We start from the raw sequence: 14,244 nt of genomic DNA on the forward strand, positions 1-14,244 counted from the left end.
TCGTCCATGTCGTCAGTTCCCATCGGGTCCCGCCCGCCGGTCGCCCCGTACGGGGACATACCGCGGACGCAGGGCAAGCCGCGCGTCAGAGCGCCGTCCACGCCCCGTCATTCTGCGACGACGCCACGCAGGCCTCGATGAAGGCGAGGCCGTCGATCCCGTCCGCCAGGGTCGGCAGCGCCAGCCCGTCCGGCGGCGCCTGGCCGGCGTCCGATGCGTGGATCAGCTCCGCCGCCTCGGCATAGATCGTCGCAAACCCTTCCAGATAGCCTTCCGGATGGCCGGCCGGGATGCGCGAGACGGCCGCCGCCGCCGCGTTCGCCCCGGCCCCGCCGCGGGTCAGGAGCCGCTTCGGCTCGCCCAGCGGCGTGAACCACAGCCGGTTCGGCTCCTCCTGTCGCCATTCCAGCCCGCCCTTGTCGCCATAGACCCGCAGCGACAGCCCGTTCTCGTTGCCGACCGCCACCTGGCTCGCCCACAACATGCCCTTCGCCCCGCCGGCAAAACGCAAGAGCATGTTCGCATTGTCGTCGAGTTCGCGGCCCTCCACGAAGGACGACAGGTCGGCCGACAGACGCTCCACCTTCAGCCCGGTGACGAAGCAGGCAAGGTTGTGGGCATGGGTGCCGATATCGCCGATCGAGCCGCCGGCCCCGGCCTTGGCCGGATCGACGCGCCAGCCCGCCTGCTTCGAGCCGGTATCCTCGGCCCGGTCGGCCAGCCAGTCCTGGATGTATTCGGCATGCACCATCCGGATCGTGCCGAGATCGCCGGCCGCCACCATCGCCCGCGCCTGCCGGATCATCGGATAGCCGGTGTAATTGTGGGTCAGGACGAAGATCTTGCCCGACGCCGCGGCGATCTCCGCCAGCTCCTGCGCCTCGGCGAGCGTCGTCGTCATCGGCTTGTCGCAGATGACGTGGATGCCGACCTCCAGAAACGTCTTGGCGACCGGAAAATGCATGTGGTTCGGCGTGACGATCGCCACCGCCTCAATGCCGTCCTCGCGTTCCGCCTCGGTCGCCGCCATCTCCACATAGGAGCCGTAGCTGCGTTCGGGATCGAGGCCGATCTCGCCCGCCGACGCCAGCGCCTTCTCCGGCGTCGAGGAGAGCGCCCCGGCGACCAGCTCGAACCGGTCGTCGATGCGCGCCGCGATCCGGTGGACGCCGCCGATGAAGGCGCCCTGCCCGCCGCCGACCATACCCAGCCGTATGCGGCGTGGCCGCTCTGTGTCCTGTTCCTCGCTCGTCATGATGCGTTCTCCCCCTCAGCCCTCGATGCCCAGCATGCGCCGGTTCGCCGCCGCGTCCGTGCCGCCCGACGCGAAATCGTCGAAGGCCTTGTCGGTCACCTCGATGATGTGGCTGGCGATGAACGGCGCGCCCTCGGCCGCCCCCTGCTCGGGGCTCTTCAGGCAGCACTCCCATTCCAGCACCGCCCAGGAATCATAGTCGTATTCGGCGAGCTTGGAGAAGATCCCGGCGAAATCCACCTGCCCGTCGCCCAGCGAGCGGAACCGCCCGGCCCGCTTGGTCCAGGGCTGGTAGCCCGAATAGACGCCCTGCCGGCCGGTCGGGTTGAACTCGGCGTCCTTCACGTGGAAGGCGCAGATCCGCTCGTGATAGATGTCGATGAACTCCAGGTAGTCGAGCTGCTGCAAGAGGAAATGCGACGGGTCGTAATTGATCTGGCAGCGCGGATGGTCGCCGCAGGCCTCGAGGAACATCTCGAAGGTCGCGCCGTCGAAGACGTCCTCGCCCGGATGGATCTCGTAGCCGACATCGCAGCCCGCCGCGTCGAAGGCGTCGAGGATCGGCACCCAGCGTTTCGCCAGTTCCTCGAAGGCCGTGTCGACCAGCCCCGCCGGCCGCTGCGGCCAGGGATAGAGGAACGGCCAGGCGAGCGCGCCCGGAAAGGTGACGTGGCTCTTGAAGCCGAAATGCGCCGAGGCCTTCGCCGCCAGCTTCATCTGCTCCACCGCCCAGGCCTGCCGCGCCTTCGGATTGCCCCGAACCTCCGGCACGGCAAAGCCGTCGAAGGCCTCGTCGAAGGCCGGGTGCACGGCGACGAGCTGGCCCTGCAGATGGGTCGAAAGGTCGGTGATCTCGACGCCGGCCTCGCGGCAGATGCCGGTGATCTCGTCGCAATAATCCTTCGAGCCCGCCGCCTTCTCCAGATCGATCAGCCTTTTGTCCCAGGTCGGCAGCTGCACGCCCCTGTAGCCGTGCCCCGCCGCCCAGCCGGCGATGGACTTCAGATCGTCGAACGGCGCCGAATCGCCGAGAAACTGCGCCAGGAATATCCCCGGCCCCTGCATCGTCTTCATCGAAAGCCTCCCCGTTCCCGGCGCCTCCCCGCGCCGCCGGCCCCGCCCCGGAGCCCGTCAGGGGCGCATAGAAGCCGCTTGAGGTACGCCTGTCAAAACGCCGCGCCGCCCGCGCTCTCCGCCGCGTACGAAGCACGGCATCAACCATCCCGCGCGGCTTTCGCCCCCTCGCTTGCTCTGCCATGGTAGCTAAGGGCAGTGTTCCGGCAGATCACCGGCACATGCAGCCGTCATGCATCCGTGCGATGCCGGACGTTCAGATACGACGAGGAAAGCCATGGAACAGCGCGATCAGGTCCTGCCGATCATCATGGCCGGCGGCGCCGGAACCCGGCTCTGGCCGATCTCCCGCGACACCATGCCCAAGCAGTTCATCGCGCTTCTTGAGGATGGCGTCTCGCCCTTCCAGGCGACGGTCCGCCGGGTCGCCGGCAACGGTTTTGGCCGGCCGATCGTCGTCACCAACAACGATTTCCGCTTCATCTGCGCCGAACAGCTCGCCGCCGTCGGCATCGCCGCCGACATCGTGCTGGAGCCCGAGCGCCGCGACAGCGCCCCGGCCGTGGCGATCGGCGCGCTGATGGCCGAGCGCCGCGCGCCCGGCGCCACCTGCCTGGTGCTGGCCTCCGACCATGTCATCCGCGACGAGCCCGACTTCCTCGCCGCCGTCGCCACCGCCGCGCAGCTCGCCGCCGGCGGGCGCATCATGACCCTGGGCATCACCCCGGACCATCCCTCCACCGCCTATGGCTACATCCGTCCGGGCACCGAGACCCTCGGCCACGGCGCCCATGTCCTCGACAAATTCGTCGAAAAGCCCGACCGCGCCACGGCCGAGACCTATCTCGCCGACGGCTTCGTCTGGAACAGCGGCAATTTCGCCTTCCGCTCCAACGTCATGCTCGACGAGCTGCATGCCCATGCGCCCGACGTCCTGGTCGCGGCCGAAGGCGCGCTCGATGCCGCGGTCACCGATCTCGACTTCATCCGCCTCGACGCCGACGCCTTCAACCGCTCGCCGTCCCTGTCCATCGACTACGCCGTCATGGAAACCACCCGCCTCGGCGGCGTGCTGGCGGCCGATTTCGGCTGGTCCGACATCGGCTCGTGGGATTCGCTCCATGCGATCAAGGACAAGGATGCCGACGGCAACGTCTTCGAGGGCAATGTCGCGGCCATCGACACGACCAACAGCTTCGTGCGCAGCGACGACGTGCTGACCACCGTCCTCGGCCTCGACAATGTCGTGGTCGTCACCACCGACGACGCCGTGCTGGTCGCCGCCAAGGATGCCGCGCCCGACGTCAAGCGCATGGTCGCCAAGCTGCGCAAGGCCGGTCGCAGCGAGGCAAGCGAGCATCTGCGCATCCATCGCCCCTGGGGCTGGTACCAGCGCATCGACATCGGCGACCGGTTCCAGGTGAAGCATATCTGCGTCAAGCCGGGCGGCCGCCTCAGCCTGCAGCGCCATCACCACCGCGCCGAGCACTGGGTCGTCGTCCACGGCACCGCCGAGGTGACCATCGACGACGAGGTCCGCCTCTATCACGAGAACGAGGCCGCCTATCTGCCGATCGGCTGCGTCCACCGCCTGCACAATCCCGGCAAGATCGACCTGAAGCTCATCGAGGTGCAGGTCGGCAGCTATACCGGCGAGGACGACATCGTGCGCATCGAGGACATCTACGCCCGCGGCTGAGCAACGGGCGGACCCTCCCGGCCCCTCCGCACCTGAACGGGTCACCGGCAGCTCCGGCCACCCCGTCCGGCGCGCTCGTCAGCCACATGGGTTCAGCGACGTCCCGATGGCGCGGGCCGTCGCGCCGCGATGCGGCCAGGCGCCGTCAGCCCCGGACCTCGGCCTCCGCCGCCGCCAGCCCCCAGGCCAGCAGCTCCGCCGCCTTCGCCTCCGACCCCGCCTCCACATAGCAGCGCAGCTCCGGCGCGTTGCCCGAGGCGCGGAAATGCACCACCGGCCCGGCGTCGAGGATCACCCGCACGCCGTCCAGCGCATCGACCGACGCCACCGTGCCCGCCGGCGCGAAGAAGCCGGCGCGAAACTCCGCATCCTCGGCCAGCCGCGCCAGGAATGCGCCGCTCGCCGCCTGCGGCACATCCTGCAGCCGGTGCGCCGCCGCATGGCCGGCATCGAGCTCCGCCACCAGCGCCGCCAGGTCCATGCCGCGCCGCCTGGTCATGGCCAGCGTGGCGAGGATCGGCAGCACGCTGTCGCGGGTCGGCAGTGCCGGCAGGCTGCGCCCGTCGCGGGTCACCGCCGAGCCCAGCAGCAGGCCGCCATTCGCCTCGAAGCCGACAATGCCTTCGGCGCCGGCCTGGGCCGCCTCGGCCATGCCGGCGATGACGAAGGGCGAGCCGACCTTCGTGCGCACCACCTTGTTCGCAATGCCGGACGTCTCCACCGCCGAGCTCGACGTTACCGGCGTGACGATCGTCGTCAGCCCCAGCGCCCGGCTGGTCAGGAGCCCCAGCACGTCGCCGCGCAGGATCGTGCCCTCGGCGTCCGCCACCAGCGGCCGGTCGCCATCGCCGTCGGTGGAGACGATCGCATCGAAGCGGCCCTTTGCCGCCCAGTCGCGGATCTGCTTCACGTCTTCTGGCCGGTGCGCTTCCGTATCCACCGGCACGAAGGCGTTTGAGCGTCCGAGCGCCACCGCCGTGCCGCCGAGGGCCGCCACGAGATCCGCCAGCAGGTCCCGCGCCACCGAGCTGTGCTGGAACACGCCGATGGTCAGCCCCACCAGCGCATCGCGAGCGAAGAAGTCGGTATAGCGCCGGGCGAAGACCGCCAGCGCGTCGCGTTCCGCCGCCTGTCCGTCGGCCTCCAGCCCGGGCCGCGGATCGGTCCCGGCGATGGTCGCGAACTCGGCCGCGATGCTGGTCTCGTCGGCCTTGGTGATCTCGCCGCCGCGGCCGTAGAATTTCAGCCCGTTGCGGTCGTCGGGAATATGGCTGCCGGTGATCATCACCGCCGGGCAGCCCTGGTGCATCGCCGCCAGCGCCAGCGCCGGCGTCGGCACCGCGCCGCAATCCACCGCCCGGAAGCCGGCGGCATGGGCCGCCGCGATGCAGGCCTCGAGGATTTCCGGACTGCTCGCCCGCAGATCGCGGCCGAAGAACACCATCTGCTCGGCGCCCGCCGGATCGCCCGCCCGCACGTGGCGCAGAAAGGCCAGCGTGTAGCCGAAGCTCGGCCAGCCGGTAAGGTCGCTCACCAGCCCGCGCAGTCCACTCGTTCCGAATTTCAGCGAATCCATCCGTCGTCTCCCGCTTGTCCGTCCCGCGCCGCCAGCCGCACGACCCGCTAGCACCGTCGTCGCGCAGCGGCCTGTCCCGGCGCCGGCCCCACGGCGTGCGATCGCGCCCACAGCCCGTGCCCTTGCGGCCGGTGTTTGCCCGGACCGCCGCTCTGATCTAAGGGCGAGACCCGCGGCCCCGGCCCGCACATCCTGCCGCCCAGCGGCGATAGCACGAGAAGGCCGTTTCGTGGAAAGACCCGCCGACACGACAAGGTCCCCGGCCCGCCCCAAGGTGGTGTTCATCATCACCGAGGACTGGTTCTTCGTCTCGCATTTCCTGCCCATGGCGCGGGCCGCCCGCGATGCCGGTTTCGAGACGGTGGTCGTCACCCGGGTCCGCAACCATGCCGGCCCCATCGAAGCGGTCGGCGCCCGCATCGTGCCGCTCGAGGCCGAACGCCGCGAGGTCGGCATCAAGGCCGTCGCCTCGGCGCTCTGGCGCATGACCAGGATTCTGAAACATGAGAAGCCGGCGATCGTCCATTGCATCGCCCTGCGCTCGATTCTCGTCGGCGGCGCCGCGGCCCGCCTCGCCGGCATCTCCCGCCGGATCTACGCCGTCACCGGCCTCGGCTATCTCGGCGCCCGCAGCGATACGACCGGCCGCGCCATCCGCGCCGCCATTGCCGCCACCATCCGCGCCGCCCTCACCGGAAGGCGCACGCGATTCCTGCTGGAGAACACCGGCGATGCCGGCTTCCTCCGCCTGCCCGCCGATTCGCCGCGCATCCTCGTCGTCGGCGGCGCCGGCATCGACCCCGCCGCCTATCCGCAGGCACCGCTGCCGCCGGCCCCGCCCCTGAAGGTCGCTGTCGTCGCGCGCATGCTCTGGTCCAAGGGCATCGACACCATCGTCGAGGCGGTGCGCCTCGCCAGACGCCGCGGCGTCGACGTCACCCTGTCGCTGTATGGCACGCCCGACCCGTCCAATCCGCGCGCCTTTTCCGCCGAGACGCTCGCGCAATGGTCGGCCGAGCCCTTCATCGACTGGCATGGCCGCACCGAGGATGTCGCCGCGGTCTGGGCCGCCCATCACGTCGCCTGCCTGCCGTCGCGCGGCGGCGAGGGTCTGCCGCGCACGCTTCTCGAAGCCGCGGCCTGCGGCCGCCCGCTCCTGACCACGAATGTGCCCGGCTGCGGCGACTTCGTGCGCGACGGCAAGGACGGCATCGTCCTGCCGGCCGGCGATTCGCAGGGCTTTGCCGCCGCGCTCGCCCGCTTCGCAAGCGAGCCGGAGCTCGCTGCCCGCATGGGCGCCTCCGCCCGCGCCCGCGTCGCCAGCGGCTACACGACGAACGACGTCGAACAGGCCGTGGCAAAGCTCTACCGCGACCTGGCCCAGACGATGTGATTTTTGAAGAAATGGTGCTGCCGCGGGGATTTGAACCCCGGGCCTCTCCCTTACCAAGGGAGTGCTCTACCCCTGAGCTACGGCAGCGATGGGCGCTGTTTCCTTGATTTCGCCGCGCGCGTCAACCGTCATTTCGGCTCTTCCCGACGGATTTTGCACTGCAGCGTCTCCCGCTCCCATCGACACCGCGCGCCAAAACCGGCGCGACCGTCGTCCCGCTGTCACGAAACCCTGTTCTCCTCGGACCGAACGCCTTCTCCGCGCCCTGTCGCTCAAGGGCCGGACGCCGGTTCGCGACGCCCCGCCAGACTTTTTCGCATTTGCGATGACGAGAGCGCTGGACAGGGGCCGGGAGCTTTTCTATAAGGCCCGAGCTTTCGCCGGACGCCTCACGAGGCCGTCGCGGGTGGCAGGCGCCCAGGTAGCTCAGTTGGTAGAGCATGCGACTGAAAATCGCAGTGTCGGCGGTTCGACTCCGTCCCTGGGCACCACTTTTCCCAAGGCCATGATCTGAACGCCGCCAGCCGGTTCTCTTCGCGTCCGCGTGCGTTGCGCGCAGCGCGCGTCCGCCCTGGGCAGAGACGTCAGGCGCACCGCCTGGTTCGGCGTCAGCTCGCCTGCGTCAGCTCGGGCGCTAACCGCGCGAAGGGCTGGGCCACGGTCTCCGGCGCGGCCTGTTGCAGTTCGGCCGCCTTGTTTTTCCAGTCCGCCAGCAATTGCGCGATCGAGGCCGAGGGTACAGGTCGGCTGTAGAGGAAGCCCTGCACCTCGTTGCAGCCCTGGGCGCGCAGCAATTCCGCCTGCTCGAGGGTTTCGACGCCCTCCGCATTCGAGACCATGCCCATCGCCGCGCCCAGATTGATCACCGCCGCCACGATGCTGTCGGCATCGAAACAGGTGCCGAGGTCGGAGGTGAACGAGCGATCGATCTTGATCTTGTCGAAGGGGAACCGGCGCAGATAGCTGAGGCTGGAATAGCCGGTGCCGAAATCGTCCATGGCGATCCGCACCCCCATCGCCTGCAGCGCCCGCAGTGTCTCGATGGTCTCGTCCGTATGAGTGAGGAGCACGCTCTCGGTGATCTCGATCTCCAGCCGATGCGGCTCGACGCCCGCCTCCGCCAGCGCGCTGCGCACGGTCTCGACGAGATTGCCGTGGCGGAACTGCACCGGCGAGACATTCACCGCGAAGGTCAGTTCCGGCCAGTCGCCGGCCTGCCGGCAGGCTTCGCGGATGACCCATTCGCCGATCGGGATGATCAGGCCGGTCTCCTCGGCGAGCTGGATGAAGTCGTTCGGCTGGACGATCCCGTCCTCGCCGCGATACCAGCGGATCAGCGCCTCGACGCCCTTCACGCTGTTGGTCTTCATGTCGATCTGCGGCTGGTAGTGCAGCTGCAATTCGTTGCGGGCGATGGCGTGGCGCAGCGCCAGCTCCAGTGTCTTGCGGGCCACCAGCCTGTCGTTCATCGCCTCTTCGAAATAGCGGAACGTGCCGCGCCCGTCGTTCTTGGCGCGGTACATCGCCATGTCCGCCCGGCGCAGCAGATCCTGCCCGTCGCGGTCTTCGGGGTCGCGCCGCAGCGCCACGCCGACGCTGACGCCGATCAGCACCTCGTTGCCCATCAGGTCGAAGGGCTTCGACAGCTCCTCGATCAGGCGTTCGGCGAGGCGCGCCGAGCCGGCCGGCTGCGCGAAATGCTTCTGGATGATGGCGAATTCGTCGCCGCCCAGCCGCGCCAGGACGTCGTTGCGCCGCAGGGTCGCGGTCATCCGTTCGGTGACCTGGCGCAGCAATTCGTCGCCGGCCGCATGGCCGAGGAGATCGTTGACCTCCTTGAAATGGTCGAGGTCGAGGCACAGCACCGCCATGCTGCCGTCCTGCCGGTCGACATCGGCCACCGATCGCACCAGCCATTCGTTGAACAGCGAGCGGTTCGGCAGCTGGGTCAGCGGATCGTGGCTGGCCAGGAACGAGGCGCGGTCCGCCGCCCGCCTGAGGAGCCGCAACGGCAGCGTGCGCAGGGCGAAGAACACCCCCAGCGCACCGGCTGCGCAGACGAGGAACAGCAGGACCGAGGTCCTGGCCAGCGCGAAAAGGCTCTGGGTGATCAGGATCCGGCCGGCCACCGCCCCCGAATCATAGACCGGGTGGGCGGTCGTGACCGTCGGCCATGGCAGCGCCGCGGCGCCCATGCGGGTCACCTCCCCGCCCTCGGCATTCAGGAGGGTCTTGCTCATGGTCGCGTCGGTAAAGGCGATGATCTCGTCGATCCGCAGCGTCTCGAACTGCCACATCTGCGGATTGCGCCCGACGATCTGCGACACCAGCCGCGAATTCAGCCGCGCCTCGACGGCCAGGCTCCCCTCGGCATAATGCAGGCCGTAATAGAAATGCAGCGCCGGCGGCACGACGGCGACGAGCACCGACACGATCAGCGCGAGCATCGTCGTGAAGCGCAGCATCGACGGCGCGATCACGTCCCGTTCGGTGGGCTGCGACATCATCGGCGGCTACTCGGCGGGCGTGTGGTCGTTCGCCGCCAGGATGGCCTGGCCCTCCGGCGAGAAGACGAAGTCGACAAACGCCTCGGCAGCCGGCGCGGTCTGCGCGGTGCTGACGAGATAGAGGCTCTTGATCAGCCGCTGGCTGCGCGGGTCGGTGGCGCCCGGCGTCGGCCGGATGCCGTCGAGCTCCAGCACCTTCAGCTTGCGGCCTTCGGTGGCGATCTGGCCAAGCGCGATCACGCCGACCGAACCGGGCAGGCGCTCCAGCGTCTCGGCATTTTCCTGGTCGTTGGTGGCGCTGACGAGGCCCGGCCGTTTCAGCGCATCGTCGACCGCCGCGGCCATGTCGTCGGACAGGCCGCGCAGGATCTGCGTGTCGGATTCCGATTCCGGCCGCAGCACCACCCGGATCGCCTCGCCCGACGGCCATTCGCGCAGCGTGCCGGCATAGATCTTCGCGAGGTCCGGGGTCGTCACCGCCGCCGCGTCGGTTCCGGTCGAGGTGACGACCGCCAGCGGCGTCGTCGCATAGAGCCGCGCGATGGCGCCCTTTTCCGTCTCGGCGTCCTTGAGCGCCCGCGAACTGACCGACAGGTCGATGGCCCCGGCCAGGAGCGCCTTGACGCCGCCGCTGCTGCCCAGGCTCGGCAACACCTCGATCTCGGTGTCGGGATGCGCCGCTTCGAAGGCCTCGGCCAGCAGGCTCATCCCGCCCAGCGCGACGCCGGTGCCGCCGATGCGCAAGCTGTCCGCCGAGGCGGCGGGGCTGAAGGCCACAAGGCCCAGCACGACCGACAGGCTGCGGATTCCGGCTTTCGTCACATACTGCATCGGGCGCTCCCCTGCGGCCATACTAAGGACGACTGAGTAATCGGGGAGTCTCACCACGCAGAATTGCATGCATCTGCAACCAACGACATAGTAATACTATGATATTATTGCGCCCAGAACATCGTCGCAAGGACCAGTTGCGCGGAAATCTGTTAAAAAACCTGCGCATGGACCGGGCGAATCTTTGTCGATCCGGCCGGTTTGATCCATGACGCTGCGCCGGGAGCACAGCCCGGCAATGGCCGCCAACATGCGGCCACCGGCGGTCACCATCCGCGACGACCCGCCCCGTGGGCTCCGGACATTGCCACCGCGGGGGAAGCGCGACGGCGCGTTCGCCGCCGTCGCTGTCGTCGCTGTCGTACGGTCAGACCCGCTCGAGGCCGATGGCGATGCCCTGGCCGACGCCGATGCACATGGTCGCCAGCGCGCGGCGGGCGCCGGTCAGCGACAGCTCCAGCGCCGCCGTGCCGGTGATCCGCGCGCCCGAGGCGCCGAGCGGATGGCCGATGGCGATGGCGCCGCCATTCGGGTTCACATGCTCGGACTCCTCGGAAATCCCCAGTTCCCGCAGCACCGCGATGCCCTGGCTGGCGAAGGCCTCGTTCAGCTCGATCACGTCGAAATCGGTCGGGTTCAGCCCCAGCCGGGCGCAGAGCTTCTGCGAGGCCGGCGCCGGGCCCATGCCCATGACCCGCGGCGAAACGCCGGCCGTCGCCCCGCCGAGAATGCGGGCGATGGGCTTCAGCCCGGAGCGGCGCGCCGCCGGGCCCGAGGCGATGATCAGCGCCGCCGCGCCGTCATTGACGCCCGAGGCGTTGCCGGCCGTCACCGTGCCGCCCTCCTTGCGGAACGGCGTCGGCAGCCTGGCCAGCTTCTCCACCGTGGTGTCGCCGCGCGGATGCTCGTCGGTGTCGACCACCACCGGATCGCCCTTGCGCTGCGGGATCGTCACCGGCGTGATCTCGCGGGCCAGCCGCCCCGAGGCCTGCGCCGCCGCGGCCTTGTGCTGCGAGCGCACGGCGAAGGCGTCCTGGGCTTCGCGGGTGACGCCGTAATCGGCGGCGACGTTCTCGCCGGTCTCCGGCATCGAATCGACGCCGTATTGCGCCTTCATCAGCGGATTGACGAAGCGCCAGCCGATGGTCGTGTCGTAGATCGCCGCATTGCGCGAGAAGGCCGTCTCGGCCTTGGGCATGACGAAGGGCGCGCGCGACATGGATTCGACGCCGCCGGCGATGGCGATCTCCATCTCGCCGGAGCGGATCGCCCGCGCCGCGGTGATCACCGCGTCCATGCCCGAGCCGCAGAGCCGGTTCAGCGTCACGCCCGGCAGGCTGGTCGGCAGCCCGGCCAGCAGCAGCGACATGCGCGCCACGTTGCGGTTGTCCTCGCCGGCCTGGTTGGCGCAGCCATAGAACACGTCGTCCACCGCCTCCCAGTCGACGCCGCCATTGCGCTCCATCAGCGCCGCCATCGGCACCGCCCCCAGATCGTCGGCGCGAACCCCCGACAGGGCGCCGCCGAAGCGGCCGAAGGGGGTACGGATATAGTCGCAGATGAAGGCGTCGATCATGTCATGGGCTCCCAGTGTCGTTCGGCCGCTTTATGCCGGCTAAGCGCCGCCGAGGAAATGCCCTCTCCGGCCCCCCGCCGGACGCCGCCCTCCGGCGGCCGGTCCGAACGCGCGGCGCAGGCCGCCGATCACAGGAAGATCAGCACCACCGAGCCGGCATAGAGCAGCAGCACCAGCACGCTCTCGAAGCCGATCCCCGCCGGGCCGGTGCGCTCGCGCCGCAGCATGCCGAGCAGCAGGACGCCGGTCATCAGCATGGCGATGATCGCCGTGGTCCGATCCTGCGGCTCCATCGCCGCATAGATCGAGCCGTCATAGAAGAAGTCGGCGGCGCTGAGGAACATCACCTCGAAGGCATTGCCGCCGATCACGTCGCCCACCGCAAGGCTCACCGCGCCGATCCGCACCGCGGCGATCGCCGTGACCAGTTCCGGCAGCGAATTGGCCACCGCCGAAAAGATCGTGCCGACTGCCGATTGAGACATCCCGGTGATGTCGACGAGGGCGAGACTCGCCTCGCCGATGACGTAGCCGGCCACCGCGGTGATCCCGGCATAGAGCGCGAAGCGGCCCCACAGGGAGCGGCCGGATTGGCGATCCTCGCCCTCCTCCGGGTCCGACAGCGATTCCCGCGTTTCCGATGTCTGGACCGGCTTCCACATCGGGTCGTCCTTGATGTCGGAGAGCAGCTTCAGGCCGAAGGCATAGCTGATCAGGATCACCACCGAGGCCGGATGCACGCCCCAGATCGTCACCGGCGGCTCTGCCGAGGCGATCAGCGGAATGGTCAGCAGCACCACCAGAAGGACGCCCTGCGCCAGCCCGGTCACGCTGGCGGCGGCATGTTCGAGATTGGCCCGGCGATAGAACAGGTCGGCGATGGCGATGAAGGCCGTCTGGGCGGTCAGCCCGCCCAGCGCGTTGCCGACGGCCAGCCCCGGTGCGTCCTGCATGGCGGTGGAGATCGAGGTGATCGCCCCCGGCAGGGACGTCGCCGCGCCGACGAAAAGCGCGCCGGCCACCACCTCGCCCATCCCCGTCCGGTCGGCCAGCGTGTCGGCCACATAGGACAGCCGGAACCCGGCAAAGCCGATGGCCACGGCCGCCGCGAGAAAGGCGCCGCCCACGAGCCAGATCGATGCATCCTGCAAGCCCAGCATGGGGCCTCCTTTCGTCGTGCCTCACCGGGCGGGCCCCGTGCGCCGGGGCCCCTCCGCGATGGCGGTCCCGCCTGGCGACCTACATCTGTGCCGCGCGGTCGTGCGCGGCCTCGATCGTCCGGCGCAGTTCCTCCCGATCGCCGTCCTCTTCGGCGGGGGCGCCCTGCCGGGCCGCCATGTCGGGCGCCAGGCACAATTCGGCCATCACCGGGTAATGGTCGGAATCGACATTGGGCAGCGTTGAGAAGCCGCGCAGGCCGATCGCGTCCTGGAACAGGACATGGTCGAGCGGCCAGGCGAGGATCGGGCTTTCCGCATCATAGGTCGCGAAATAGCCGCGTCCGACCCGCGGATCGAGCAGCCCGCCCACCCGCAGCATGCGGCGGAAGGTGCGCTCCCAGGGCACGGCATTGAAATCCCCGGCCAGGATCGTCGGCATGGTCGAGTCGGCCGCCGCAAGGGCCGCCTGCGCCATCGTGCCGTCGCGCAGGGCGGTGGAATGCTCGAAGGATTGCGGCGGCCGCGGATGAATGCCGATGAAGCGGACCGTGCCGGCCGGCAGCGTGACATCGGCGGTCACGCTCGGCGTGCCGGTCTCGAACCAGAATTCCGCCGCCGGATCGACCAGCGGATATTTGGAAAACAGATGCAGGCCGTAATATTCGACGGCCTGCGGCACGCTCTCGATACTGGTCTGGTAGCGGTCCTGCAGGGCGGCCAGCTGGGTATCCCACCACTGGTCCGTTTCCAGGACCAGCAGGATGTCCGGGTCGGCGTCGGTGACCACCTCGCGGAAGGCCGCGAAGTCGCGATTGCCCTTCTTGACGTTCGCCACCATCACCGAAAGGCCCGAGCCCGACGGACAGGTGGGGGAAGCGGCGGCCATGGGTGCCACGACCGGCATATAGACCTGCAGCTTGGCGAGATGCAGCGCCGCCAGCACCCCGCAGATGGCCATGATCGCCGCCCCCGTTCGCCACCGCCAGGCCCTGGTGGCGCCGAGAAGGGCGATCAGCACGAGCAGCGCACCCCCGACATACAGGCGAACGAAATCGAGGTAGCGCACCCACCACGCATTGGTTTCCAGAAGCGGCAGCAGGGTCATCACGCCGAGCGCCAAGGTCAGGGCAACGGCAATGGTCAGACCGGTCTGTCTCATGGCGCGCCTTTCCC

General features: G+C 69.3%; 10 protein-coding genes and 2 tRNA genes. 3 read left to right on the forward strand and 9 right to left on the reverse strand.

Going from position 1 to position 14,244, the window contains the following annotated elements; all coding sequences use genetic code 11:
- Positions 1 to 85 precede the first annotated feature (85 nt).
- On the reverse strand, positions 86 to 1,255 hold the full coding sequence (locus tag H9Q09_RS05730; protein ID WP_187390257.1) for a Gfo/Idh/MocA family oxidoreductase: 1,170 nt from the start codon (positions 1,253 to 1,255) through the stop codon (positions 86 to 88).
- Between the two features lie 15 nt (positions 1,256 to 1,270).
- Positions 1,271 to 2,329, reverse strand: a complete 1,059-nt coding sequence (locus H9Q09_RS05735; RefSeq protein ID WP_187390258.1) for a sugar phosphate isomerase/epimerase — start codon at positions 2,327 to 2,329, stop codon at positions 1,271 to 1,273.
- Positions 2,330 to 2,606: 277 nt separating this feature from the next.
- On the opposite strand from H9Q09_RS05735, the gene H9Q09_RS05740 reads away from it, so the two are divergent.
- Complete coding sequence (locus tag H9Q09_RS05740) at positions 2,607 to 4,028, forward strand: mannose-1-phosphate guanylyltransferase/mannose-6-phosphate isomerase (protein WP_187390259.1); 1,422 nt, start codon at positions 2,607 to 2,609, stop codon at positions 4,026 to 4,028.
- 145 nt (positions 4,029 to 4,173) lie between these two features.
- Here the strand turns inward: H9Q09_RS05740 and H9Q09_RS05745 are convergent, their stop codons facing one another.
- On the reverse strand, positions 4,174 to 5,604 hold the full coding sequence (locus tag H9Q09_RS05745; protein ID WP_187390260.1) for a phosphomannomutase: 1,431 nt from the start codon (positions 5,602 to 5,604) through the stop codon (positions 4,174 to 4,176).
- Between the two features lie 229 nt (positions 5,605 to 5,833).
- Between H9Q09_RS05745 and H9Q09_RS05750 the strand changes: the two genes are divergently transcribed.
- Positions 5,834 to 6,997 (forward strand): glycosyltransferase, encoded by a 1,164-nt coding sequence (locus tag H9Q09_RS05750; RefSeq protein WP_187390261.1) that lies wholly within the window; start codon positions 5,834 to 5,836, stop codon positions 6,995 to 6,997.
- A gap of 12 nt (positions 6,998 to 7,009) precedes the next feature.
- Here H9Q09_RS05750 and H9Q09_RS05755 read toward each other — a convergent pair.
- Positions 7,010 to 7,084 (reverse strand) — tRNA-Thr (locus H9Q09_RS05755).
- A gap of 328 nt (positions 7,085 to 7,412) precedes the next feature.
- Here H9Q09_RS05755 and H9Q09_RS05760 point away from each other — a divergent pair.
- Positions 7,413 to 7,488, forward strand: a tRNA-Phe gene (locus H9Q09_RS05760).
- 117 nt (positions 7,489 to 7,605) lie between these two features.
- Here the strand turns inward: H9Q09_RS05760 and H9Q09_RS05765 are convergent.
- The 5 genes from H9Q09_RS05765 to H9Q09_RS05785 all read right to left on the reverse strand — a co-directional run bounded on the left by H9Q09_RS05765 (position 7,606) and on the right by H9Q09_RS05785 (position 14,230).
- A complete protein-coding gene (locus H9Q09_RS05765) occupies positions 7,606 to 9,504 on the reverse strand; it encodes an EAL domain-containing protein (protein ID WP_187390262.1) in 1,899 nt (632 codons plus the stop codon).
- Positions 9,505 to 9,510: 6 nt separating this feature from the next.
- Positions 9,511 to 10,335, reverse strand: coding sequence for a substrate-binding domain-containing protein (locus tag H9Q09_RS05770; protein ID WP_187390263.1), 825 nt, complete (start codon positions 10,333 to 10,335; stop codon positions 9,511 to 9,513).
- A 367-nt stretch (positions 10,336 to 10,702) separates the two neighbouring features.
- Positions 10,703 to 11,911 carry a 3-oxoadipyl-CoA thiolase gene (pcaF, locus tag H9Q09_RS05775; RefSeq protein WP_187390264.1) on the reverse strand — a complete coding sequence of 403 codons (1,209 nt, stop codon included), beginning with the start codon at positions 11,909 to 11,911 and terminating at the stop codon, positions 10,703 to 10,705.
- Positions 11,912 to 12,039: 128 nt separating this feature from the next.
- Complete coding sequence (locus H9Q09_RS05780) at positions 12,040 to 13,071, reverse strand: sodium:calcium antiporter (protein ID WP_187390265.1); 1,032 nt, start codon at positions 13,069 to 13,071, stop codon at positions 12,040 to 12,042.
- A gap of 79 nt (positions 13,072 to 13,150) precedes the next feature.
- A complete protein-coding gene (locus H9Q09_RS05785) occupies positions 13,151 to 14,230 on the reverse strand; it encodes an endonuclease/exonuclease/phosphatase family protein (protein ID WP_187390266.1) in 1,080 nt (359 codons plus the stop codon).
- Positions 14,231 to 14,244 lie beyond the last annotated feature (14 nt).

Source organism: Aurantimonas sp. DM33-3 (assembly GCF_014334315.1).
Taxonomy (GTDB): domain Bacteria; phylum Pseudomonadota; class Alphaproteobacteria; order Rhizobiales; family Rhizobiaceae; genus Aurantimonas; species Aurantimonas coralicida.

Bases quoted from the DNA above. Each gene is read 5' to 3' on its own strand.
- H9Q09_RS05770 (WP_187390263.1), bottom strand. From the start codon at position 10,335: ATGCAGTATGTGACGAAAGCCGGAATCCGCAGCCTGTCGGTCGTGCTG.
- H9Q09_RS05745 (WP_187390260.1), bottom strand. From the start codon at position 5,604: ATGGATTCGCTGAAATTCGGAACGAGTGGACTGCGCGGGCTGGTGAGC.
- H9Q09_RS05740 (WP_187390259.1), top strand. From the start codon at position 2,607: ATGGAACAGCGCGATCAGGTCCTGCCGATCATCATGGCCGGCGGCGCC.
- pcaF (WP_187390264.1), bottom strand. From the start codon at position 11,911: ATGATCGACGCCTTCATCTGCGACTATATCCGTACCCCCTTCGGCCGC.
- H9Q09_RS05735 (WP_187390258.1), bottom strand. From the start codon at position 2,329: ATGAAGACGATGCAGGGGCCGGGGATATTCCTGGCGCAGTTTCTCGGC.
- H9Q09_RS05765 (WP_187390262.1), bottom strand. From the start codon at position 9,504: ATGATGTCGCAGCCCACCGAACGGGACGTGATCGCGCCGTCGATGCTG.
- H9Q09_RS05785 (WP_187390266.1), bottom strand. From the start codon at position 14,230: ATGAGACAGACCGGTCTGACCATTGCCGTTGCCCTGACCTTGGCGCTC.
- H9Q09_RS05730 (WP_187390257.1), bottom strand. From the start codon at position 1,255: ATGACGAGCGAGGAACAGGACACAGAGCGGCCACGCCGCATACGGCTG.
- H9Q09_RS05780 (WP_187390265.1), bottom strand. From the start codon at position 13,071: ATGCTGGGCTTGCAGGATGCATCGATCTGGCTCGTGGGCGGCGCCTTT.